The sequence below is a fragment of the Belnapia sp. genome, assembly GCF_059504005.1.
Genome location: NZ_JCACHU010000166.1, coordinates 20600 through 41577, shown reverse-complemented (window position 1 = coordinate 41577; position 20978 = coordinate 20600). Strand labels below are relative to the sequence as shown.

Sequence of the window (20978 nt, the reverse complement as noted above, 5' to 3'; positions counted from 1 at the left end):
GTAAGCCAAATCGCAGGCCGCATCCGGCCCGGCTTGCGGCCGAAAAATCGGGCCCGGCCTAGGGGCATCCAGGGCGCCTGCCCAGCCTCCGCCGCGGCAGCCGGTGCCGGGCCTGTGAGGGTCGGTTTGTTCTTGATTCGTTCGTTTTCCTCCGCCATCGTCCGCGGCGATGCGCTCTGCCGATTCTCCCGCCTCCGCCGCGCTCGACCAAGCGGCGATACTCGCCGCGCTGCGGGCCCGGCTGGAAAGGCTGGAGGGCGGCGGCCGGGCCGTGGCGGGGCTCGTCGCCATCCCCGGCCTGCCGGGCGGCGGGCTGGCGCGGGCGGCGCTGCATGAGGTGCTGGCCGCCGCCCCCGGCTGCGGCGCCGCCTTCGCCGCTGTGCTCCTCGGCCGCAGCGGCGGCACGGTGCTGTGGATCGCAAGCGCCGCGGATGGGCTGCAGGCCTGGCCGCCGGGCCTGGCCGGCTGCGGGCTCGACCCGGCCGACCTCACCCTGGTCCGGGCCGAGCGGCCGCAGGATGCGCTCTGGGCCATGGAGGAGGCGCTGCGCTGCCCGGCGGTGGCCGGGGTGGCGCTGGCGCTGGCCGGCGGCCTCCCGCTGACGGCGACGCGGCGGCTGCAGCTCGCCGCCGAGGCCGGCCGGGCGCTCGGCCTGCTGCTGCGGCCCGAGGCGATGGCCGCCGAGCCCAGCGCGGCCCTCACCCGCTGGCGGGTGGCGCCGCTGCCCGCCGCCGATTCGCCGCGCTGGCGGCTCGAGCTGCTGCGGGCCAAGGGCAGCGCCCCGGATGGTCCCTGGACCCTGGCCTGGCAGGCGGCGGCGCAGCGGCTGCGGATCGAGGGCCCCCCGGCCGCGCACCGGGCCGCCCGATGACGGGCCGCTTCCTCGCGCTCCACCTGCCGCATTTCGCCACCGACCGGATCCGTCGGGCGGAGCGCGGCCTGCCTGCCGGCCGGCCGCTCGCCGTCTGGGCCGCGCAGGGCAGCCGCCGCCTGCTCGCCGCGGTGGATGCGGCCGCCGCGGCAGCGGGGCTGCGGCCCGGCCAGCCGCTCGCCGATGCCCAGGCGATGCTGCCCGCGCTGCTGCTGCGCCAGTCCGACCCGGTCGGCGAGGCGCGGGCCCTGGCCGACCTCGCCCTCTGGGCCCGGCGCTACACCCCGCTGGCCGCCGCCGACCCGCCGGACGGGCTGCTGCTCGACATCACCGGCTGCGCCCATCTGCAGGGCGGCGAGGCGGCGCTGCTGGATGAGGCGCTGCGGCGGCTGCGCCGCGCCGGCATCGCGGCGCGCGGCGCCATCGCCGGGGCGGCCGCCACCGCGGGCGCCTTGGCCCGCGCCCGGGGCGACAACCCGATCGCCGTCTCCGGCACCGAGGCGGCCGTCGCCGGGCCGTTGCCGCTGGGCCTGGCGCTGCGCCTGCCCTCCGCCATGCTGGAGCGCCTCGCTTCGCTCGGGCTGCGGCATGTCCATGCGCTGGCCGACCTGCCGCGCGGCCCGCTGGCCCGCCGCTTCGGCCAGGACCTGCTCGACCGGCTGGATGCGGTGACCGGTCGGCGCCCCTCCCCCATCCAGCCCGCCCTGCCGCCGCCCGAGCTCGGCGCGGCACGGGAGATGCTGGAGCCGATCGTCACCCGCAGCGGCATCGACGCCGTGCTGGACCGGCTGCTCGACGAACTCTGTGACCGGCTGCGCGCCGCCGGGCTCGGGGCGCGGCAGCTTGCCCTGCTGGCCTGGCGGATCGACGGGGCGGTGCAGGAGGTAGCGATCGGCACCGGCCAGCCGATGCGGGAAGTGGCGCATCTCCGCCGCCTCTTCGCCGAGCGGCTGGATCGGCTGGAGCCCGGCCTCGGCTTCGAGCGGATGGCGCTCGAGGCGCGCGCCACCCAGCCCATGACGGCCGGGATGCAGCCCGGCCTCGCCATCGGCGGCAGGCGGGAGGAGGCGGATGCCGGCCTCGCCCTGGTGCAGCTGCTGGACCGGCTGGGGCAGCGCCTGCGGGTGCGCCGCGTGGCGCCCCGCGCCAGCCATTGGCCGGACTACGCCGTCGCCGCGCTCGACCCGCAGATCCGCCCGCCGCCGATGCCGGAGGGCTGGGCGGCCCCGGCCTGGCCGGTGCTGCGGCTGCGCCGGCCGCAGCCGCTCGAGGTGGCGGCCGCCCTGCCGGATGGCCTGCCCTCCCTCCTGCATTGGGGCGGCCGCACCCACCGGCTGCTGCGGCTGGAAGGGCCGCTGCGGCTGGAAGCCGAATGGTGGCGGCCGCAGCCGGGCCAGGCGCGGCGCGACTACTACCGCGTGGAGCTCGACTCCGGCCTGCGGCTCTGGCTCTGCCACGCCGAGGGCCGCTGGACGCTGCACGGCCACCTGCCATGAGCGGCTTCGCCGAGCTCGGGGCGCGGTCGAATTTCTCCTTCCTCGACGGCGCCTCGCACCCGCATGAGCTGGTGGAGCGTGCCGCCATGCTGGGCATGGCCGGCATCGGGATCTGCGACACCAACAGCCTCGCCGGGGTGGTGCGCGGCCATGTCGCCGCGCGGCAGGCGAAGCTGCGCTTCGCCGTCGGCTGCCGGCTGGTGCTGGCCGATGGCAGCGCCTGGCTCGCCTGGCCGACCGACCGCGCCGGCTACGGCCGGCTGACCGCGCTGCTATCCCAAGGCCGGATGACGGCGCCGAAGGGCGAGTGCCGGCTGCACCGGGCCGACCTGCTCGCCGCCGCCGAGGGCTGGGCGCTGGCCGCCATCCCGCCAGCCGGGGCGGATGCCGCCTTCGCCGAACGGCTGCACGCCGATGCCGCGGCGCTGCGCGGCCGGCTCGCCCTGCCGCTGCTGCTCGCGGCGTCCTGCCCCTTCCTCGGCGAGGACCAGCGCCGGCTCGACCGGCTGGCGGCGATGGCGGAGGCCGCCGGCGCCGGGCTGCTCGCCACCAACGACCCGCGCTTCCACGACCCGGCACGGCGGCCGCTCGCCGATGTGCTAACCGCCATCCGCCTCGGCACCACCGTCGATGCGCTCGGCTATGCGGCGGAGCCCAATGCCGAGCGGCACCTGAAATCGCCGGCGGCCATGGCGCGGCTCTTCGCCCGCCATCCGGAGGCGCTGGCCAATACGCTGCGCGTGCTGGAGGCGAGCGCGGGCTTCTCGCTCGACCAGCTTCGCTACGAATATCCTGAGGAGGTGCTGGAGCCCGGCCGCAGCGCGCAGGAGACGCTGGAGACACGCCTCGCGGAGGCGGCGACGCGGCGTTGGCCGGGCGGCGTGCCGGCGAAGATCGCCGCGCGCCTCGACCATGAGCTCCGGCTGATCGGCCGGCTCGGCTACGCACCCTATTTCCTGACGGTGCACGAGATCGTCCGCTTCGCCCGCGGCGAAGGGATCCTCTGCCAGGGCCGCGGCTCGGCAGCGAATTCGGTGGTCTGCTTCGTGCTCGGCATCACCGCCGTCGACCCGGCGAAGCATGACCTGCTCTTCGAGCGCTTCATTTCGGAAAGCCGGGGCGAACCGCCCGACATCGATATCGACTTCGAGCATGAGCGGCGCGAGCGGGTGATCCAGCACCTCTACGCGCGCTACGGACGGGACCGCGCGGCGATCTGCGCCACCGTCATCCGCTACCGCACGCGCAGCGCCATCCGCGAGGTGGGCAAGGCGATGGGGCTGAGCGAGGACGTCACCGCGCGCCTCGCCAAGGCGAGCTGGGGACCGGGGCGGGAGATGCCGCTGGCGGAGCTCGCCGCCTCGGTGGGGATCGAGCCGGGCGATGCGCGGCTCGGCCTGGCCCTGGAACTGGCCGAGGAGCTGCTCGACTTCCCCCGCCACACGGCAACGCATGTCGGCGGCTTCGCCATCACCCGCGGCAAGCTGACGGAACTCGCCGTGGTCGGCCGGGCGGCAATGGACGGGCGCACCGTCCTCGAATGGGACAAGGACGACATCGACGCGCTCGGCATCCTCAAGGTGGATGTGCTGGGGCTCGGCATGCTCTCTTGCCTCCGGCGCGGGCTCGAGCTGCTGCGGCGGCACCGGCTGCGGGATTTCAACGACCTCGCCGCGCTGCCGCAGGACTGCCCGCAGACCTATGGAATGCTGAGGCGGGCGGACAGCCTCGGCGTCTTCCAGGTCGAGAGCCGGGCGCAGATGAACATGCTGCCGCGGCTGAAGCCCGAGCAATTCTACGACCTCGTCGTGCAGGTGGCGATCGTCCGGCCGGGGCCGATCCAGGGCGACATGGTGCATCCTTACCTGCGGCGTCGGCAGGGGCTGGAGCAGGTTGCCTACCCCTCGCCCGACCCGGAGCATGGCGAGCCGGACGAGCTGAAGCAGGTGCTGGAGAAAACGCTCGGCGTGCCGCTCTTCCAGGAGCAGGCCATGCGCCTTGCCATCGTCGCCGCCCGCTTCACCCCGGAGGAGGCCGACCAGCTCCGCCGCTCCATGGCGACCTTCCGCATGACGGGCGGCGTCAACCGCTACCGCGACCGGCTGGTGGACGGCATGGTGCGGCGCGGCTATGCGTGGGACTTCGCCGAGCGGGTCTTCTCGCAGATCGACGGCTTCGGCAGCTACGGCTTCCCCGAAAGCCACGCGGCGAGCTTCGCCCTGCTCGTTTATGCCTCGAGCTGGATCAAGTGCCACCACCCGGGCGTCTTCGCCTGCGCCCTGCTGAACAGCCAGCCGATGGGCTTCTACGCCCCGGCGCAAATCGTCCGCGACGCGCGGGAGCACGGGGTGGAGGTGCGGCCCGTCGACGTGAATGCCAGCATCTGGGACTGCGCGCTGGAGCCGGCGGCGGCGGGGCCGGACCGGCTCGCCCTGCGGCTCGGCCTGCGGCTGGTGGCGGGGCTGGCGGAGGCGGAGGCGGAGGCAATCGTCGCAGCCCGCCTGGCGCGGAACGGGGCGCCCTTCGAAACAGTCGAGGACCTTGCCTGGCGCGGCGGCCTCGGGCGCCGGGCGATCGAGGCGCTGGCCGCGGCGGATGCCTTCGCCGGCACTGGGGTGCCGCGGCGGCAGGCGGCCTGGGCGGCGCGCGGCATCGCCAGCGGGCCGCAAGACCTGCCGCTCTTCGCCATCGCCCGGGATTCACCCGAAGCCGCCATGGCCGGCCGCGCCGGGCTGCTGCCGGAGCCCGAGGTCCCGCTCGCTGCCCCGGAAGAGGGGGAGACGGTGGTCTGGGACTACCAGTCGACCGGCCTCACCCTGCGGCGCCACCCCTTGGCCCTGCTGCGGCCGCGGCTGGAGGCGCTGCACCTGGCCGATACGCGCCAGCTCGGCACGGTGCGGGCCGGGACGGTGCTGCGCCTGCCGGGGCTGGTGCTGATGCGGCAGCGGCCGGGCTCGGCCAAGGGCATCGTCTTCCTGACCGTGGAGGACGAGTTCGGCACCGGCAACCTCGTCGTCTATCCCGACATCGTCGCGCGGGACCGGGCGGCGCTGGTCGCCGGCCGGCTGCTGGTGGCGGAGGGCAGGGTCGAGCGGGAGGCGGAGCGCGCCGAGGTGCCGATCATCCACCTGGTCGTCCGCCGGCTGGTCGACCGCTCCGACCTGCTGGATGGGCTGGTCAAGGCGGGAGACGCCGCCTGGGCGGAGCGCAATCTCGGCCATGCCGACGAGGTGCGCCGGCCGGAGCCGGGCAACCGCAGGCCGAAGGCGCCGCTGCCGGGCAGCCGCGACTTCCGCTGACGAGGCGCAGAATCAGAAGGGGATGTCGTCGTCGAGGTCGCTCGCCCCGCCCTTCGGCTTGTCCCAACCGCCACCGCCGCGCGAGGCACCGCCCCCGCCGGAACGCTCGTATCCGCCCGAGGACCGCCCGCCGCCGCCGAAGCCGCTGCCGCCGCCCTCGCCCATCTCGCCGCCGGCGCCGCCGCGGCCGTCGAGCAGGGTCAGCTCGCCGCGGAAGCGGCTGAGCACCACCTCGGTGACCTCGCGCTCATTGCCGTCCTTGTCGGTGTATTTCCGGCTCTCGAGCTGGCCTTCGAGATAGACCTTGCTGCCCTTCTTCAGGTACTTCTCGGCGATCTCGCCGAGCTTCTGATTGAAGATGGCGATCCGGTGCCACTGGGTCTTCTCCTTCCGCTCGCCCGAGGCGCGGTCGGCCCAGGACTCGCTGGTGGCGATGGAGAAACTCACCACCCGGTCGCCCGACTGCATGTTGCGGACCTCGGGGTCACGCCCCAGATTGCCCACGAGGATCACCTTGTTGACGCTGCCGGCCATGCCGTCCGAATCCCTGGAACCTGAAGGGGAAGGACCATGCCTGCCGAAAGCCCTTCCCGCCAGTCCCATATAATGTCATCACTGCCAGAACACAAGGCGAACGCGGGCCGCGCGCCCCGTGGAGCACCACCTCGCATGGTCACCCCCACCCCCCTCTCAGGCGCCGGCTCCCTCCGCATCCGCGGCGCACGCACGCACAACCTGAAGAATCTCGACCTCGACATCCCGCGCGGCACGCTGACGGTCATCACCGGCCTGTCCGGCTCCGGCAAATCCTCGCTCGCCTTCGATACGATCTATGCCGAGGGGCAGCGCCGCTATGTCGAGTCGCTGTCCGCCTATGCGCGGCAGTTCCTGCAGCTCATGCAGAAGCCGGACGTGGACAGCATTGAGGGGCTGAGCCCGGCCATTTCCATCGAGCAGAAGACGACGAGCCACAACCCGCGCTCGACCGTCGGCACCGTCACCGAGATCCACGACTACATGCGCCTGCTCTGGGCCCGCGTCGGCGTGCCCTACAGCCCGGCGACCGGATTGCCTATCGAGGCGCAGACCGTCTCCCAGATGGTCGACCGCGTCATGGCGATGCCCGAGGGTACGCGGCTGCTGCTGCTCGCCCCCGCCGTCCGCGGCAAGAAGGGCGAGTACAAGAAGGAGCTCGCCGAGTTCCAGCGCCGCGGCTTCGAGCGGGTAAAGGTCAACGGCACGCTCTACCAGATCGCCGAGGTGCCGGCGCTCAGCAAGAAGCTGAAGCACGACATCGAGGTGGTGGTGGACCGCATCGTGGTCCGCGAGGGCATCGCGCCGCGGCTCGCCGACAGCTTCGAGACCGCGCTCGCCCTCGCCGACGGCATCGCCTATGCCGAGAACGCGGATACCGCCGAGCGCACCGTCTTCAGCGCCAAATTCGCCTGCCCCGAATCTGGCTTCACCATCGAGGAGATCGAGCCGCGGCTCTTCTCCTTCAACAGCCCGCAGGGCGCTTGCCCGACTTGCGACGGGCTCGGCACCCAGACCTTCTTCGACCCCATGCTGGTCGTTCCCGACGATCTCCGCACGCTGGCCGAGGGCGCCGTCGCCCCCTGGTCCGGTGCGCAGTCGCCCTATTACGACCAGACGCTGGAAAGCCTCGCCCGCCACTACAAGGTCTCGACCGCGACGCCCTGGGGCGACCTGCCGGCCAAGATCCGCAACGCCATCCTGCACGGCACGGGCGAGGAAGTCGTCACGCTCCGCTACAAGGACGGCCTCCGCAGCTATGACGTGAAGAAGCCCTTCGAGGGCGTGCTGCCGAACCTCGAGCGCCGCTACCGCGAGACGGACAACCCCTGGGTCCGCGAGGACCTCTCGCGCTACCAGGCCGCCAAGCCCTGCCCCGCCTGCAACGGCTACCGGTTGAAGCCGGAAGCGCTCTCGGTCAAGGTCGCCGGCCGCCATATCGGCGAGGCGGCGCGGCTCTCCATCCGCGACTGCGAGCAGTGGTTCGGCACCGTCTTCGACACGCTGACGCCGCAGCGCCAGGAGATTGCCCGCCGTATCCTGAAGGAGATCGCGGAGCGGCTGAAATTCCTCGTCGATGTCGGGCTTGACTACCTCTCCCTCGGCCGCTCCTCGGCGACGCTCTCCGGCGGCGAGAGCCAGCGCATCCGCCTCGCCTCACAGATCGGCAGCGGCCTCACCGGCGTGCTCTACGTGCTGGACGAGCCGAGCATCGGCCTGCATCAGCGCGACAACGAGCGGCTGCTGACGACGCTTCGCCGCCTGCGCGACATCGGCAACACCGTCCTCGTCGTCGAGCACGACGAGGATGCGATCCGCGCCGCCGACCACCTGGTCGATATCGGTCCCGCCGCCGGCGCCGGCGGCGGCCGCGTCATCGCGCAGGGCACGCCCGCCGAGGTGGCCGCCAACCCTGCCAGCCTCACCGGCGACTACCTCGCCGGCCGGCGGCGGATCGAGGTGCCGGCGGCGCGCCGCAAGATCGACCGCAAGCGCGCGGTGAAGGTCGCCGGCGCGACCGGCAACAACCTGAAGAACGTCACGGCGGAATTCCCGCTCGGCACCTTCACCTGCATCACCGGCGTCTCCGGCGGCGGCAAGTCGACGCTGGTGATCGAGACGCTCTACAAGGCGGCTGCCCGCCGGCTGATGGGCGCCGGCACCGTCCCCGGCCCGCACGAGAAGATCGAGGGGCTGGAGCAGCTCGACAAGATCATCGACATCGACCAGTCGCCGATCGGCCGCACGCCGCGCTCCAACCCGGCGACCTATACCGGCCTCTTCGCCCCGATCCGCGACTGGTTCTCCGAGCTGCCGGAGAGCCGCGGCCGCGGCTACAAGCCCGGCCGCTTCAGCTTCAACGTGAAGGGCGGCCGCTGCGAGGCCTGCTGCGGCGACGGCCTCGTCAAGATCGAAATGCACTTCCTGCCGGATGTCTACGTCACCTGCGACGCCTGCAAGGGCAAGCGCTACAACCGCGAGACGCTGGAGGTGAAGTTCCGCGGCAAGTCCATCGCCGACGTGCTGGAGATGACGGTGGACGAGGGCTGCGAGTTCTTCTCCGCCGTCCCCGCCATCCATGAGAAGCTGAAGGTGCTGCGCGAGGTGGGCCTCGGCTACATCCATCTCGGCCAGCAGGCGACGACGCTGTCGGGCGGCGAGGCGCAGCGCATCAAGCTCTCGAAGGAGCTGTCGCGCCGCGCCACCGGCCGCACCCTCTACATCCTCGACGAACCGACCACGGGCCTGCATTTCGAGGATGTGCGGAAGCTGCTGGAGCTGCTGCACCAGCTGGTCGATGCCGGCAACACGGTGGTGGTGATCGAGCACAACCTCGAGGTCATCAAGACCGCCGACTGGCTGCTCGACCTCGGCCCCGAGGGCGGCGACGGCGGCGGCCGCATCGTCGCGGCCGGCACGCCGGAGGATGTGGCAGCGACGGAGGAGAGCCATACCGGCCGCTTCCTCGCGCCGCTGCTGGCGCAAGCCGCACCGGTGAAGAAGCGGAAGCGGGCCTAGCCGGGGAGCCTGCTCCGCTTCGCCCCCATCCCCCGCATGAACCGGTCGCGGATCTGCGGGGGATCGCGCTCCGTCTGCGTCACGGGCGGCTGGTCATCCAGCTTCACCGCGATGAAATGCGGTCCGTCGGTGGCGAGGCAATTCGCAACCTGCCGCTCGAAATCCGCCTCGTCCGCCGCCCAGGCCGCGCCGGCAAGGCCGCAGCCCCGGGCGATGGCAGCGAAATCCGCTCGCGCCGCCGGCGTCTCCTGCCCGCCAGTGATCTGGTACATCCCGTTGTCCAAAACGAGGATCGCCAGGTTCCTCGGCGCCAGCGTGGCGACGGTGGCGAGGCAGCCGAGCTGCATCAGCAGCGAGCCATCGCCCTCCAGGGCGAAGACCTTGCGCTGCGGCTGTGCCAGCGCCACGCCGAGGGCGATCGGCACGGCGAGCCCCATACTGCCCAGCATGTAGAAATTCTGCGCCCGGTGCCCGGCGGACCACAGGTCGAAATTGGTGTTGCCGATGCCGCCTATCACCGCTTCCTCGTGCTCCAGCCGGGCCACCAGCCGCTGCATGAGGTCGAAGCGGTACATCCGCTTGGCATTGTGCGCCGCAATCATGCCACCACCTGCCGCGTCACGGCCTTGCCGCCGGTCAGCAGCGGCGAGAGGATCAGCGCCGCCGGCATCTGCGTCAGATGCGCCTGGCGGATGGTGCGGTCCATGACGAACTCGCACTCGTCGAGTCGGGTGACCACGTGGTGCTCCATCGCCAGCGCCTCCAGCGTCGGCCGCATCGTCCGCCACACCGCCGCCTGGCCGAGGTTGAACTCGCCCATCGTCCCCCGCTCGCTGATCATCAGCAGCACCGGGATCTGGAAGGCGCAGGGCAGGCTCGCCAGCACATTGGCGAGCGTGGCGAAGCCGCTCGTCTGCATCAGCACCATGCCCCTGGTGCCCGCCATCCAGGCCCCGGCGACGATGCCCACCGCCTCCTCCTCCCGCGCCACGGTGAAGGCGTGGAAGAAAGGGTCGGCATGCAGCGCCGCGATCAGCGGCTTCAGCACATTGTCCGGCACATAGGGGATGAGGCGGACATCGTTCGCCTTCAGCACCTCGAGGGCGATCTGGTGCCAAGCCCGCTCCATGCCGCCTAAGCCGTCTCGCTCGGCGGGTAGTTGAGCTCCACCGCCACCCCATCCGGGTCGAAGAGGAAAAGCTGAGTCTGCCGGTCGCGCGGGATCACTCGTTCCTCATGCTCGATACCCCGGGCAGCCAGCCTCGCCTTCATCTCGGCAAGTCCCGTGCAGGAGAAGGCAATGTGGTCGAGCAGCCCTGTCGGCCCCGGCTCGCGCGCCAGATGTGCATCCCGCTCCCGCGGGCCGATGAGGTGGACGGTGGGCTCCCCGCCGCAATAGAGCCAGTAGCCCTCGAAGCCGAGCGGCGGCCGGTAGCCGATCTCGAGGCCGAGGACGTCCACGTAGAAATCCTTGGTCCGCTCCAGGTCGGTCGTCCGGATGGTGTAGTGGTTCAGCCCGTGCAGCGGCATGGCGCCCCTCCCTTGCCAGGCAGTCGGTCGTTCGACCATATCTCGATACCCGGCGCCGCCCCTGTCAAGGCGCGCCGGCGGAGCAGAGGGGCCGCGTTGACCGACAAGCCGAAGCCTGCCGACGCCGCCCCCAGCGCGCGGGAGCGGATCCTCGACCGAGCCCAGGCGCTCTTTGCCGAGCATGGCTATGCCGCTGCCTCCACCCGCGCCATCGCCCAGGCCGCGGGGGTGAACCTCGCCCAGCTCCACTACCATTTCGGCGCGAAGCGGGAGCTGTTCAAAGCCGCCTATCGCCGCGGCGCAGAGCAGGTCACCGAGGCCCGCCGCCGCGCCCTTGCCGAGGCCCGGGCGCAATACGGGCCGGCGCTGATCCCGCTGGAGGCGCTGGTCCGCAGCTTTGTCACCCCCTTCATGCTGAACGGCCGGACGCCGGAGGGCCGCGCCACCATGCGCATGCATGCCCGGCTGCACACCGAGCCGGACGACATCGCCAAGGAGGTGCTGAGCGCCGTCTATGACGAGACGACGCTCGCCTATGTGGCGGAGTTCGCCCGCATCCTGCCCCACCTGCCGCATGAGGTGCTGTGCTGGCGCCTCTACTTCATGATGGGCGCCTATCGCTACACCCTGCTCCGCACCGGCCGGCTCGAAGCCATGTCCGGCGGCGCCTGCGACAGCGGCGATTTCGAGCGCGCTGTGGCGGAAATCCTGCCCTTCCTCTGCGCGGGGCTGTCGGCGCCCGCCTAGGCGGCCTTCGCCTGCGCGACCACCTTCACCAGTGCCCCGAGCAACTCCTTCGCCACGCGGATGCGCTGCGGCAGCTCCATCTCCCGCAGCAGGGCCAGCTTGTGGTCCGGCCGCAGCTTCACCAGCCCCTTCTGCGCCGTCACCCAGGCGATCAGCCCGCCCGGGTTGCGGAACTGGTTGCGATGGAAGCTGAGCACCACGCCCTTCGGTCCCGCATCCAGCTTCTCGACGCCGGCGGCGCGGCAGAGCGACTTGATGGCGACCACCTGCAGCAGGTTCTCCACCTCCGCCGGCAGCGGCCCGAAGCGGTCGGCGAGCTCGGCCGCCATCGCCTCCACCTCCGCCTCGCCCGCCAGCGAGCCGATGCGCCGGTAGAGGCCGAGCCGCACCGGCAGGTCCCGCACATACTCCTCCGGGATCAGCACCGGCAGGCCGAGATTGATGTTCGGCGTGAACTCCCGGGCATAGTCGCCCTCGGACTTCTTCTTCCGCCCCTGCCCCGCCTTCAGGTCGGCGACGGCATCCTCCAGCATCTGCTGGTAGAGCTCGATGCCGACCTCGCGGATATGCCCGCTCTGCTCGTCGCCCAGCAGGTTGCCGGCGCCGCGGAGGTCGAGGTCGTGCGAGGCGAGGGTGAAGCCGGCGCCGAGGTTGTCGAGCGTCTGCATGACCTCCAGCCGCTTCTGCGCCGCGGCCGAGAGCCGGTGCGAGGGCGGCCAGGTGAGATAGGCATAGCCCCGCTGCTTGCCGCGCCCGACCCGCCCGCGCAGCTGGTAGAGCTGGCCGAGGCCGAACATGTCGGCCCGGTGGATGATCAGCGTGTTCACCGCCGGCATGTCGAGCCCGCTCTCGACGATATTGGTCGAGAGCAGGATGTCGTGCTTGCCGTCGCCGAACTCGGTCATCACCTGCTCGAGCCGGGTCGGCGCCATCTGCCCATGCGCCTCGACGATGCGCGCCTCGGGCACGATCTCCCGCATCCGGTCGGAGACCTTCGCCATGTCCTCGAGCCGCGGCACCACGCAAAAGATCTGCCCGCCGCGGAAGCGCTCGCGCTGGATCGCCTCGCGCAGCACCACGCCGTCCCAGGGCATGATGAAGGTGCGCACCGCCAGCCGGTCGACCGGCGGGGTGGCGATCAGGCTCATCTCCCGCACGCCGGTCAGCGCCAGCTGCAGGGTGCGCGGGATCGGCGTCGCCGACAGCGTCAGCACATGCACGTCGGTCTTGAGGTTCTTCAGCCGCTCCTTGTGGGCGACGCCGAAATGCTGCTCCTCGTCGACGATGACGAGGCCGAGATCGGCGAACTCCACCCCCTTGGCCAGCAGCGCATGGGTCCCGACGACGATGTTGATGGTGCCGTCCTGCAGCCCCTGTTTCACCTTCGCCGCCTCCTTCGCCGTCACCATGCGGGAGAGCTGCGCGACGTTCACCGGCAGCCCGGCAAAGCGGGCCGAGAAGCTGCGGTAGTGCTGCCGTGCCAGCAGCGTGGTCGGCACGACGATCGCGACCTGCACGCCCGACATGGCGACGACGAAGGCCGCCCGCAGCGCCACCTCGGTCTTGCCGAAGCCGACATCGCCGCAGATCAGCCGGTCCATCGGGCGGCCGGAGGCCAGGTCCTCCAGCACGTCGGCAATGGCGCGCTGCTGGTCCTCGGTCTCGGCGAAGGGGAAGCGGGCGCAGAATTCGTCGAAGCTGCCTTCCGGCGGCGTCGCCAGCACGCCCTCGCGCAGCTGCCGCTCGGCGGCGATGCGGATGAGCTGCCCGGCCATGTCCTGGATCCGCTGCTTGGCCTTCGCCTTGCGCGACTGCCAGGAGGAGCCGCCGAGCTTGTCGAGCGCAACCCCCGCCGTCTCCGTCCCGAAGCGCGACAGCACCTCGATGTTCTCGACCGGGACGAAAAGCTTGTCGCCGCCGTCGTAGAGCAGCCGCAGGCAGTCATGCGGCGCGCCGTTCACCTCGATGGTCGAGAGCCCGTCATACCGCCCGATGCCATGGTCCTGGTGGACGACGAGGTCGCCCTGCTCGATCCCCGTCGCATCGGCGATGAACTGGTCCGCGCGCTTCCGCCGCCGCGGCGGCCGGGCGATGCGCTCGCCGAGCAGATCCTGCTCGCCGACGACGGACAGGCCGAAGCCGAGGCCCGTCGCCTGCGGCGGCGCCAGGAAGCCCCGCTCCAGCCCGAGGACGGCAAGCCCCACCACGCCCTTCGGCAGCCTGCCCAGTTCCGCGAGGCTCTCCACCGGCTCGGCGGCGACGCCGTTCTCCCGCAGCAGGTTGCCCAGCCTCTCCCGCGAGCCCCGGGTCCAGGCCGCGACCACCGGCCGCCGGCCCTGCTTGACCATCGCCTCGGCGTGCTCGGCATAGGCGGCGAAGACGTTATGCCCCGCGGTGCGGGCCTCGGTGAAGAGCCGCCCCGGCCGCCCGCCGGCCTCGACCCCCTCGGAGCCGTCAGCCTGGCCGAAGGGCGAGAAGCGCAGGAGCGGCCCTTCGGCCAGCATCCCGTCCCAGCCGCGCCGGGTGAGGTAGAGCGTCCCCGGCGGCGCCGGCCGATAGGGCACCTCCCCTTCATGCGCCCTGACCGGCGCGCGCCGCGCCTCGTAATGGTCGGCGATCATCTCGAGCCGCGCCGCGAGCACATCCTCCGACTGGTGGTCGAGGCTGACCGAGGCGCCGGGCAGGTAGTCGAGCAGCGTCTCCATCCGCTCATGGAAGAGCCCGGCCCAGTGCTCCATGCCGGGGTGCTTCCGCCCCGCGCTCACCGAGACATAGAGCGGGTCCTCGGCGGCGGCATTGCCGAAGAGGTCGCGCCAGGCCGCGCGGAAGCGGCTGATCGAATCGGCGTCGAGGAAGACCTCGCCCACCGGCCGCAGCCAGAGCTCCGCCAGCGCCGCGCCGCTCCGCTGCGTGCCGGTGTCGAAGCGCCTCAGGCTGTCGATCTCGTCGCCGAACAGGTCGAGGCGGATCGGGTCCGCCTCGCCGGCCGGGAAGAGGTCGATGATCCCGCCGCGCACCGCATACTCGCCCGGCTCCATCACGGTGCCGGACCGGCCATAGCCGTTGGCCTCCAGGAAGGCGGTCAGCGCCTCGGGCTTCACCCGGCCACCCCTCCGCAGCAGCAGCGTCGCCCCGGAGAAGGCCGCCCGCGGCGGCACCTTCTGCACCAGCGCGTTGACCGTGCTGACGACGATCCGCGGCCGCTCCCCCGTCTCCAGCAGCCGGGTCAGGGTCGAGACCCGCTCGGCGACGATTTCCGGATTGGGCGAGACCCTGTCATAAGGCAGGCAGTCCCAGGCCGGGAAGCGCAGCACCTCGACATCCGGGGCGAAGAAGGCCAGCGCCTCGATCAGCCTCGCGGTGCGGGCGTCGTCGCGGCAGACATGCAGGATCGGCGCCTCGGACTCGGCCCGCCGCCGCGCCAGCAGCAGGGCGTCGAACCCCTCCGGGGCGCTATGGACGGTGAGGCCGCGGGTTGCCGTCTCCGCCTCGCTCATGGCCGGCGCAGGCCCGCCGGCAGGCCGGCGCCCGGGCTGGCGCATTCGACGGCCATGCGATCCAGCATCGGCGTCCGGCACTCCTCCGGGATCGGGCGGCGGCCGGTGAGCCAGTCCGACAGGTCGACATCGGGGTATTCGAGCACCGCCTCCAGCTCATCCAGCTCCGTCTCGGAGAAGCCGGCGACCAGACGCTCGACGAAGGCACCGATCATCAGGTCGGCCTCCTTCGTGCCGCGGTGGCGGGCGCGGAAGAGCAGCCGGCGGCGCCGGGGATCGAGCTCGGTCGGTACGGAGGCGGAGGGATCGCTGGGCATGTCGCTGTCTGGCCTGGGGGCTGGCATATAGAGGCGCATGGGAATCCTGTCAGCCCGACGCGGCAGCCGCATCAGCGGTTCCATGCGATGAATCCGGAAGAGCAAGACCTTACCCCGCTCCTCTCCCCCTTGGGCAGCCTGCCGGGCGTGGGTCCGCAGATCGCCAAGCGCATGGCTGAGGCGGTGGGCGGCGGCCGCGTGCTCGACCTCCTGTTCCATCTGCCGGAGCGCTACGCCACCCGCACCCGCATCGAGAGCCCGGCCGACGCCCCGCCCGACGCCGAGGTCATCCTCCCCGCCCTGGTCGTCGGCCACCGCGCCGCCCGGTCCCGCACCGGCCGGGGCTATGTGGAGGTCCGCGCCGAGGCCGGCGGCAAGCCGCTGCTGGTCCGCTTCATCAACGGCCGGCTCGAATGGCTCCGCCAGCTCATGCCGGCGGGCACGGAGCGCCTTCTAGCCGGGAAGGTGAAATCCGAGGCCGGCGCCTATTCGATGATCAATCCCCTTACCGCCACCGGCCCGGAGGGGCTACCGGAGCTCGAACCCGTATGGCCCCTCGTCCAGGGCCTGCGCACGGGCCAGGTCGCCAAGGCGATGGGCCCGGCCCTCGACCGCATCCCGCCCATGCCGGAATGGCACGACCCCGCCCTGCTCCGCCGCGAGGGCTGGCTCGGCTTCGCCCCGGCGCTGCGCGCCGTGCAGGCCCCGGAGAGCGCGCCGCCCCCCATCCACCGCACCCGCCTGGCCTATGACGAGGCCCTGGCCGGGCAGGTCGCCCTTGCCCTGGTCCGCCGCCGGGTCCGCCAGCGCCCCGGCCGCAAGCTGGAGGGCGACGGCCACCTCCGCAGCCAGGCGCTGGCCGCCTTCGGCCATCCCCTCACCCCCTCCCAGGCCCATGCGCTGCGCGAGATCGATGCGGACCTCGCCGCCCCGCACCGGATGCTTCGCCTGCTGCAGGGCGATGTCGGCGCCGGCAAGACGCTGGTGGCGGCGCTGGCCATGCTGCGCGCCGTCGAGGCCGGGACCCAGGCGGCGCTGATGGCCCCGACCGAGCTCCTCGCCCGCCAGCATGCCCGCACCCTCGGCCGCCTCTGCACCCCGGCCGGCGTTCGGGTGGAGCTGCTGGCCGGCAGCGTGAAGGGCGCCCAGCGCAGGCGCGTCCTCTCCGGCCTCGCCAGCGGCTCCGTCCAGATCGCCATCGGCACCCACGCCCTGTTCCAGGAGGGCGTCGCCTTCCGCGACCTCGGCCTCGCCGTGGTCGACGAGCAGCACCGCTTCGGCGTCGCCCAACGCCTGCTGCTGGCCGAGAAGGGCGGCGAGGCGGACATGCTGGTGATGACGGCGACGCCCATCCCCCGCACCCTGCTGCTGACGCAGTGGGGCGAGATGGCCGTCTCCCGCCTCGCCGGCAAGCCGGCCGGGCGCCAGCCCATCACCACCACCCTGCACGGCCTCCGCAGCCTGCCCGAGGTGGTCGCCGGCATTGGCCGGGCGATGGAGCGCGGCGCCCGGGTCTACTGGGTTGTCCCCCATGTCGCCGAATCGGAGCTGGTTGACATGGCCGCCGCCGAGACCCGCTTCGCCGAGTTGTCCGAGCGCTTCCCCGGCCAGGTCGGCCTCGCCCATGGCCGGCTCGACCCCGACATCCGCGAGCAGGCCATCCGCAACTTCGCCGCCGGCCGGACCAGGCTGCTGGTCGCCACCACCGTCATCGAGGTCGGCGTCGACGTGCCGGAGGCGACGGTGATGGTGGTGGAGCATGCCGACCATTTCGGCCTCGCCCAGCTTCACCAGCTGCGCGGCCGGGTCGGCCGCGGGGCCGAGGCCAGCTACTGCATGCTGCTCTATGATGAGGCGCTCGGCCTTGCCTCCCGCGAGCGGCTGCTGATCCTCCGCGACACGGAGGATGGCTTTGCCATTGCGGACGCCGATTTCCGCCTGCGCGGCGGCGGGGAGGCGCTTGGCACCCGCCAGTCCGGCGCCCCCGTCTTCCGCCTCGGCCTGCCGGAGGCGGAGGCGCAGGACGGCCTCGTGACCATGGCCAACCGCGACGCCGCCCTCCTCCTCGAAAAGGACCCAACGCTGACCGCCCCCCGCGGCCAAGCCGTCCGCCTCTTGCTTCGCCTCTTCGGCAAGGAGGCGGCGATGGAGACCTTGCGGGCAGGTTAAACCGCAGGGGTCTTGCAAAGCCGGTACATCCCGGTAAGTCCCGCCGCCGGGTGCATAGTGGGGGTTCCGCCTTGGCCGCGCTGATTGAGATCGAGCGCCTGACGAAACGCTTCGCCGGCTTCACCGCGGTGGACGACATCTCCTTCAGCGTCGAACGGGGCGAGGTGCTCGGCTTCCTCGGCCCGAACGGCGCCGGGAAATCGACCACCATGCGGATGCTGGCCGGCTTCATGCCCCCCACCGCCGGCACCGCCCGCATCTGCGGCGCCGATGTGGTGGACCAGCCCGTCCAGGCGAAGCGCAACCTGGGCTTCCTGCCCGAGGGCGCGCCGACCTATCCGGAGATGACGGTCGGGGGCTTCCTCGCCTTCACCGGCCGCATCCGTGGCTACCGGGGGGGCGAGCTCGCCGACCGGACCGCCCATGCCATGGCCCTCACCCAGCTCGAGGGCGTCCGCCTGCAGCCGATCGAGACCCTCTCCAAGGGCTTCAAGCGCCGCGTCGGCCTGGCCCAGGCCCTGCTGCACGACCCGCCCGTCCTGGTGCTGGATGAGCCGACCGACGGCCTCGACCCCAACCAGAAGCACGAGGTGCGCGCGCTGATCCGCCGCATGGCGCCTGAGAAGGCCATCGTCATCAGCACCCACATCTTGGAGGAGGTCGGCGCCGTCTGCACCCGCGCCATCATCATCGCCCGCGGCAGGCTGGTGGTGGACGCGCCGCCCTCCGTGCTGGAGGAGCGGGGACGCAGCCTCGACGACGTCTTCCGCCGCCTGACCCTCGGGCAGGAGGCCGCCTGATGCGCGCGGCCCTGATCGTCGCCCGGCGCGAGCTGGCCGGCTACTTCGCCACGCCCGTCGCCACCGTCTTCATCGTCATCTTCCTGGTCCTGGCCGGGGCGCTGACCTTCACGCTGGGGAATTTCTTCAACCGCGGCCAGGCCGACCTCATCCCCTTCTTCTCCTTCGTGCCCTGGCTCTTCCTCTTCCTCGTCCCGGCGCTGACCATGCGCCTCTGGGCGGAGGAGCGCCGCCTCGGCACTATTGAGCTGCTGCTGACGCTCCCCATGCCGCAATGGGCCGCCGTGCTCGGCAAGTTCCTCGCCGCTTGGGCCTTCTGCGGCATCGCGCTCGCCCTGACCTTCCCACTGGTGATCACGGTCAACCTCCTCGGCTCGCCCGACAATGGCGTGATCCTCTCGGGCTATGTCGGCTGCCTGCTGGTCGCCGGCGCCTACCTGGCACTCGGCGCCGCCATCTCGGCGCTGACGCGGAACCAGGTGATCGCCTTCGTCCTCGCTGTCGCCTTCTGCTTCGTCTTCGCCGCCGCCGGCAGCCCGGTCGTCACCGAATTCCTCGACAGCCGCCTGCCGGTGCTGGCCGAGATCGCCCGCGGCCTGTCGGTGGCCGATCGCTTCGGCGGCTTCACCCGCGGCATCATCGCGGCGCGGGACATCATCTACTTCGCCAGCTTCATCGGCTTCTTCCTGTTCCTGAACGCCGTCCTGCTCGACCACCGGAAGGCGGACTAGCACCATGAGCGAGACTACCCTGCCTGCCCCGCGCCGCGGCAGCCGCCGCCTCGGCACCTCCGCGCTCGGCCTTCTGGCCGCCGCCGTGCTGGCGATCGGCGTCAACATGCTGGCCGACCGGCTGCTGCCGCGCGCCCGCATCGACCTGACGAGCCAGGGCCTCTACACCCTCTCCGGCGGCACGAGGCAGATCCTCGCCGGCCTGCAGGACCCGATCACGCTGCGCCTCTTCTACTCGCGCCGCCTCGGGGCCGAGGTCCCGATGTACGGCGCCTATGCCGACCGGGTGCGGGAGATGCTGGCGGAATACGTCTCGCTCTCGAACGGCAAGGTGAAGCTCGAGGTCCTCGACCCCGAGCCCTTCTCCGAGACCGAGGACCGCGCCATGGCCTATGGCCTGCAGGGCGTCCCCGTCGACCAGTCCGGCGAGCAGGTCTATTTCGGCCTGGCCGGCACCAACCTCGTCGATGACGAGCGGGTGCTGGCCTTCTTCCAGCCTGACCGCGAGCGCTTCCTCGAGGCCGACCTGACGCGCCTGGTCTACGAGCTCTCCAACCCGCGTCGCCCGACCATGGGCGTCATGTCGCCCCTGCCGCTGAACGGCGACCCGCGCGCGCTGATGCTGCGCCAGCCCCAGCTCGCCCAGCCGGCCGCGGTGATGACGCAGCTCCGCCAGTACTTCACCGTGAAGGACATCCCGCTCGACACGCAGGTGATCGAGCCGGAGGTGCAGGTCCTTCTCCTCGCCCATCCGCAGGGGCTGGGCGATGCCGCGCAATACGCCGTCGACCAGTTCGTCATGCGCGGCGGCAAGCTCTTCCTGCTGGTCGACCCGCATTCCGAGAGCCAGGCCGCGCGCCCCGGCCCGACCGGCCAGCCGCCGGCCAACACCGCCTCCTCCCTCGACCGCCTGCTGAATGCCTGGGGCGTCGACGCGCCCTCCGACAAGGTGGTGCTCGACCTGCGCGGCGCCTGGCGCGTTCGCGCCGGCCCCGGTGACCGCGTCCAGGCCGTCGACTACCTCGCCTGGTACAACCTGCAGGGCGACAGCCTGAACCGCTCGGAGGTCTCGATCGCCCAGCTCGACCAGGTCACGGTCGCCTCCGCCGGCGAGCTGCGCAAGCGCGAGGGCAGCACGGTGGAGTTCACCCCGCTGCTCACCTCCTCCGCGCAGAGCATGGTGGTGGACGCCGCCCGCGTCAGCCAGGACCCGAGCCCGGCCCGCCTGCTGGCCGACTTCCGGGCCGATGGCACCCGCCACGTCATCGCCGCCCGGCTGCGCGGCGAGCTGCCCTCCGCCTTCCCGGACGGCCCGCCTGCGCCTGCCGAGGGCCAGCAGCGGCCGGAGGGCTTCCCCGCGCATCTCGCCCGCAGCCAGGGCGCGGCCAACCTCGTCGTCATCAACGACAGCGACATCCTGGAGGACCGCTTCTGGGTCCGCATGCAGGACTTCTTCGGCCAGCAAATGGCGACGCCCATCAGCGGCAACGGCGCGCTCGTCGCCAACATCGCCGACACGCTCGGCGGCTCCGACGCGCTGATCTCGCTGCGCTCCCGCGGCGAGAGCCTCCGGCCCTTCGAGCTGGTGGAGGACATCCGCCGCAACGCCGACGCCCAGTACCGCCAGACCGAGCGCCAGCTCACCCAGAAGCTGGAGGAGACGGAGCGCCGCCTGCGCGAGCTGCGCCAGGGCACGCCCACCGCCCCCGGCGCCGAGCGCAACGCCAACCAAGCCGTCATCACCCCCGAGCAGCGCGCCGAGATCGACCGCGCCCGCGAGGAGATCATCGCCACCCGCCGCCAGCTCCGCGCCGTGCAGCTCGAGCTGCGCCGCGACATCGAGGGGCTGGAGACGACGCTCCGCCTGGTCAACATCGCCCTGGTCCCGGCGCTGCTGACGGCCTTCGCCATCGGCCTCGCGGTGCTGCGGCAGCGCCGCCGCGCCGCGGCCCGGGCCTGAGGAGAGAGG

At 72.2% G+C, this 20978-nt stretch carries 15 protein-coding genes; 9 read left to right on the top strand and 6 right to left on the bottom strand.

The genetic code is table 11. The features are described 5' to 3' along the window. Window positions 1-169: 169 nt before the first annotated feature. The 3 genes from AC5JJ1_RS25770 to AC5JJ1_RS25760 are packed head-to-tail and all read left to right on the top strand — an operon-like array spanning window position 170 to window position 5666. The gene (locus AC5JJ1_RS25770; protein ID WP_495787983.1) at window positions 170-871 is read left to right on the top strand and encodes an ImuA family protein; all 702 of its coding nucleotides are present in this window, start codon (window positions 170-172) and stop codon (window positions 869-871) included. Further along, entirely contained in the window at window positions 868-2367 is a 1500-nt protein-coding gene (locus AC5JJ1_RS25765) for a Y-family DNA polymerase (RefSeq protein WP_495787982.1), read from the top strand. The genes AC5JJ1_RS25770 and AC5JJ1_RS25765 overlap by 4 nt, the downstream gene beginning before the upstream one ends. Continuing rightward, entirely contained in the window at window positions 2364-5666 is a 3303-nt protein-coding gene (locus tag AC5JJ1_RS25760; protein ID WP_495787981.1) for an error-prone DNA polymerase, read from the top strand. Before AC5JJ1_RS25765 ends, AC5JJ1_RS25760 begins: the two co-directional genes overlap by 4 nt. A gap of 12 nt (window positions 5667-5678) precedes the next feature. On the opposite strand, the gene ssb is transcribed toward AC5JJ1_RS25760, so the two are convergent. Next, entirely contained in the window at window positions 5679-6200 is a 522-nt protein-coding gene (ssb, locus tag AC5JJ1_RS25755; RefSeq protein ID WP_495787980.1) for a single-stranded DNA-binding protein, read from the bottom strand. A 135-nt stretch (window positions 6201-6335) separates the two neighbouring features. Here ssb and uvrA point away from each other — a divergent pair, with 135 nt between their 5' ends. Next, window positions 6336-9218 carry an excinuclease ABC subunit UvrA gene (uvrA, locus tag AC5JJ1_RS25750; RefSeq protein WP_495787979.1) on the top strand — a complete coding sequence of 961 codons (2883 nt, stop codon included), beginning with the start codon at window positions 6336-6338 and terminating at the stop codon, window positions 9216-9218. On the opposite strand, the gene AC5JJ1_RS25745 is transcribed toward uvrA, so the two are convergent. Genes AC5JJ1_RS25745 through AC5JJ1_RS25735 form a run of 3 tightly spaced genes read right to left on the bottom strand, consistent with a single transcriptional unit; the run spans window position 9215 to window position 10748 of the window. Next, on the bottom strand, window positions 9215-9820 hold the full coding sequence (locus AC5JJ1_RS25745) for a thiamine pyrophosphate-dependent enzyme (protein WP_495787978.1): 606 nt from the start codon (window positions 9818-9820) through the stop codon (window positions 9215-9217). The genes uvrA and AC5JJ1_RS25745 overlap by 4 nt on opposite strands. Next, entirely contained in the window at window positions 9817-10347 is a 531-nt protein-coding gene (locus AC5JJ1_RS25740; protein ID WP_495787977.1) for a thiamine pyrophosphate-binding protein, read from the bottom strand. The genes AC5JJ1_RS25745 and AC5JJ1_RS25740 overlap by 4 nt, the downstream gene beginning before the upstream one ends. A gap of 5 nt (window positions 10348-10352) precedes the next feature. Further along, window positions 10353-10748, bottom strand: coding sequence for a VOC family protein (locus AC5JJ1_RS25735; RefSeq protein ID WP_495787976.1), 396 nt, complete (start codon window positions 10746-10748; stop codon window positions 10353-10355). Between the two features lie 96 nt (window positions 10749-10844). Here AC5JJ1_RS25735 and AC5JJ1_RS25730 point away from each other — a divergent pair, with 96 nt between their 5' ends. Beyond that, complete coding sequence (locus tag AC5JJ1_RS25730; RefSeq protein WP_495787975.1) at window positions 10845-11495, top strand: TetR/AcrR family transcriptional regulator; 651 nt, start codon at window positions 10845-10847, stop codon at window positions 11493-11495. Here AC5JJ1_RS25730 and mfd read toward each other — a convergent pair. Further along, complete coding sequence (gene mfd, locus AC5JJ1_RS25725; protein WP_495787974.1) at window positions 11492-14992, bottom strand: transcription-repair coupling factor; 3501 nt, start codon at window positions 14990-14992, stop codon at window positions 11492-11494. The genes AC5JJ1_RS25730 and mfd overlap by 4 nt on opposite strands. Next, entirely contained in the window at window positions 14989-15309 is a 321-nt protein-coding gene (locus AC5JJ1_RS25720; RefSeq protein ID WP_495787973.1) for an FAD assembly factor SdhE, read from the bottom strand. The genes mfd and AC5JJ1_RS25720 overlap by 4 nt, the downstream gene beginning before the upstream one ends. 87 nt (window positions 15310-15396) lie before the next feature. On the opposite strand from AC5JJ1_RS25720, the gene recG reads away from it, so the two are divergent. From recG to AC5JJ1_RS25700, 4 genes are all read left to right on the top strand, one after another. Then, window positions 15397-17478, top strand: a complete 2082-nt coding sequence (gene recG, locus AC5JJ1_RS25715) for an ATP-dependent DNA helicase RecG (protein ID WP_495787972.1) — start codon at window positions 15397-15399, stop codon at window positions 17476-17478. 71 nt (window positions 17479-17549) lie between these two features. Next, window positions 17550-18278: an ABC transporter ATP-binding protein gene (locus AC5JJ1_RS25710; protein WP_495787971.1), complete on the top strand. Its 729-nt coding sequence runs from the start codon at window positions 17550-17552 to the stop codon at window positions 18276-18278. Then, window positions 18278-19009 carry an ABC transporter permease gene (locus AC5JJ1_RS25705; RefSeq protein ID WP_495787970.1) on the top strand — a complete coding sequence of 244 codons (732 nt, stop codon included), beginning with the start codon at window positions 18278-18280 and terminating at the stop codon, window positions 19007-19009. Before AC5JJ1_RS25710 ends, AC5JJ1_RS25705 begins: the two co-directional genes overlap by 1 nt. Before the next feature lie 4 nt (window positions 19010-19013). Further along, window positions 19014-20969 carry a GldG family protein gene (locus AC5JJ1_RS25700; RefSeq protein ID WP_495787969.1) on the top strand — a complete coding sequence of 652 codons (1956 nt, stop codon included), beginning with the start codon at window positions 19014-19016 and terminating at the stop codon, window positions 20967-20969. Window positions 20970-20978: the final 9 nt, after the last annotated feature.

Bases quoted from the DNA above. Each gene is read 5' to 3' on its own strand.
- AC5JJ1_RS25720 (WP_495787973.1), bottom strand. From the start codon at position 15,309: ATGCCCAGCGATCCCTCCGCCTCCGTACCGACCGAGCTCGATCCCCGG.
- AC5JJ1_RS25705 (WP_495787970.1), top strand. From the start codon at position 18,278: ATGCGCGCGGCCCTGATCGTCGCCCGGCGCGAGCTGGCCGGCTACTTC.
- AC5JJ1_RS25735 (WP_495787976.1), bottom strand. From the start codon at position 10,748: ATGCCGCTGCACGGGCTGAACCACTACACCATCCGGACGACCGACCTG.
- recG (WP_495787972.1), top strand. From the start codon at position 15,397: ATGAATCCGGAAGAGCAAGACCTTACCCCGCTCCTCTCCCCCTTGGGC.
- AC5JJ1_RS25745 (WP_495787978.1), bottom strand. From the start codon at position 9,820: ATGATTGCGGCGCACAATGCCAAGCGGATGTACCGCTTCGACCTCATG.
- AC5JJ1_RS25760 (WP_495787981.1), top strand. From the start codon at position 2,364: ATGAGCGGCTTCGCCGAGCTCGGGGCGCGGTCGAATTTCTCCTTCCTC.
- AC5JJ1_RS25765 (WP_495787982.1), top strand. From the start codon at position 868: ATGACGGGCCGCTTCCTCGCGCTCCACCTGCCGCATTTCGCCACCGAC.
- AC5JJ1_RS25740 (WP_495787977.1), bottom strand. From the start codon at position 10,347: ATGGAGCGGGCTTGGCACCAGATCGCCCTCGAGGTGCTGAAGGCGAAC.
- AC5JJ1_RS25770 (WP_495787983.1), top strand. From the start codon at position 170: ATGCGCTCTGCCGATTCTCCCGCCTCCGCCGCGCTCGACCAAGCGGCG.
- AC5JJ1_RS25700 (WP_495787969.1), top strand. From the start codon at position 19,014: ATGAGCGAGACTACCCTGCCTGCCCCGCGCCGCGGCAGCCGCCGCCTC.
- mfd (WP_495787974.1), bottom strand. From the start codon at position 14,992: ATGAGCGAGGCGGAGACGGCAACCCGCGGCCTCACCGTCCATAGCGCC.
- ssb (WP_495787980.1), bottom strand. From the start codon at position 6,200: ATGGCCGGCAGCGTCAACAAGGTGATCCTCGTGGGCAATCTGGGGCGT.
- uvrA (WP_495787979.1), top strand. From the start codon at position 6,336: ATGGTCACCCCCACCCCCCTCTCAGGCGCCGGCTCCCTCCGCATCCGC.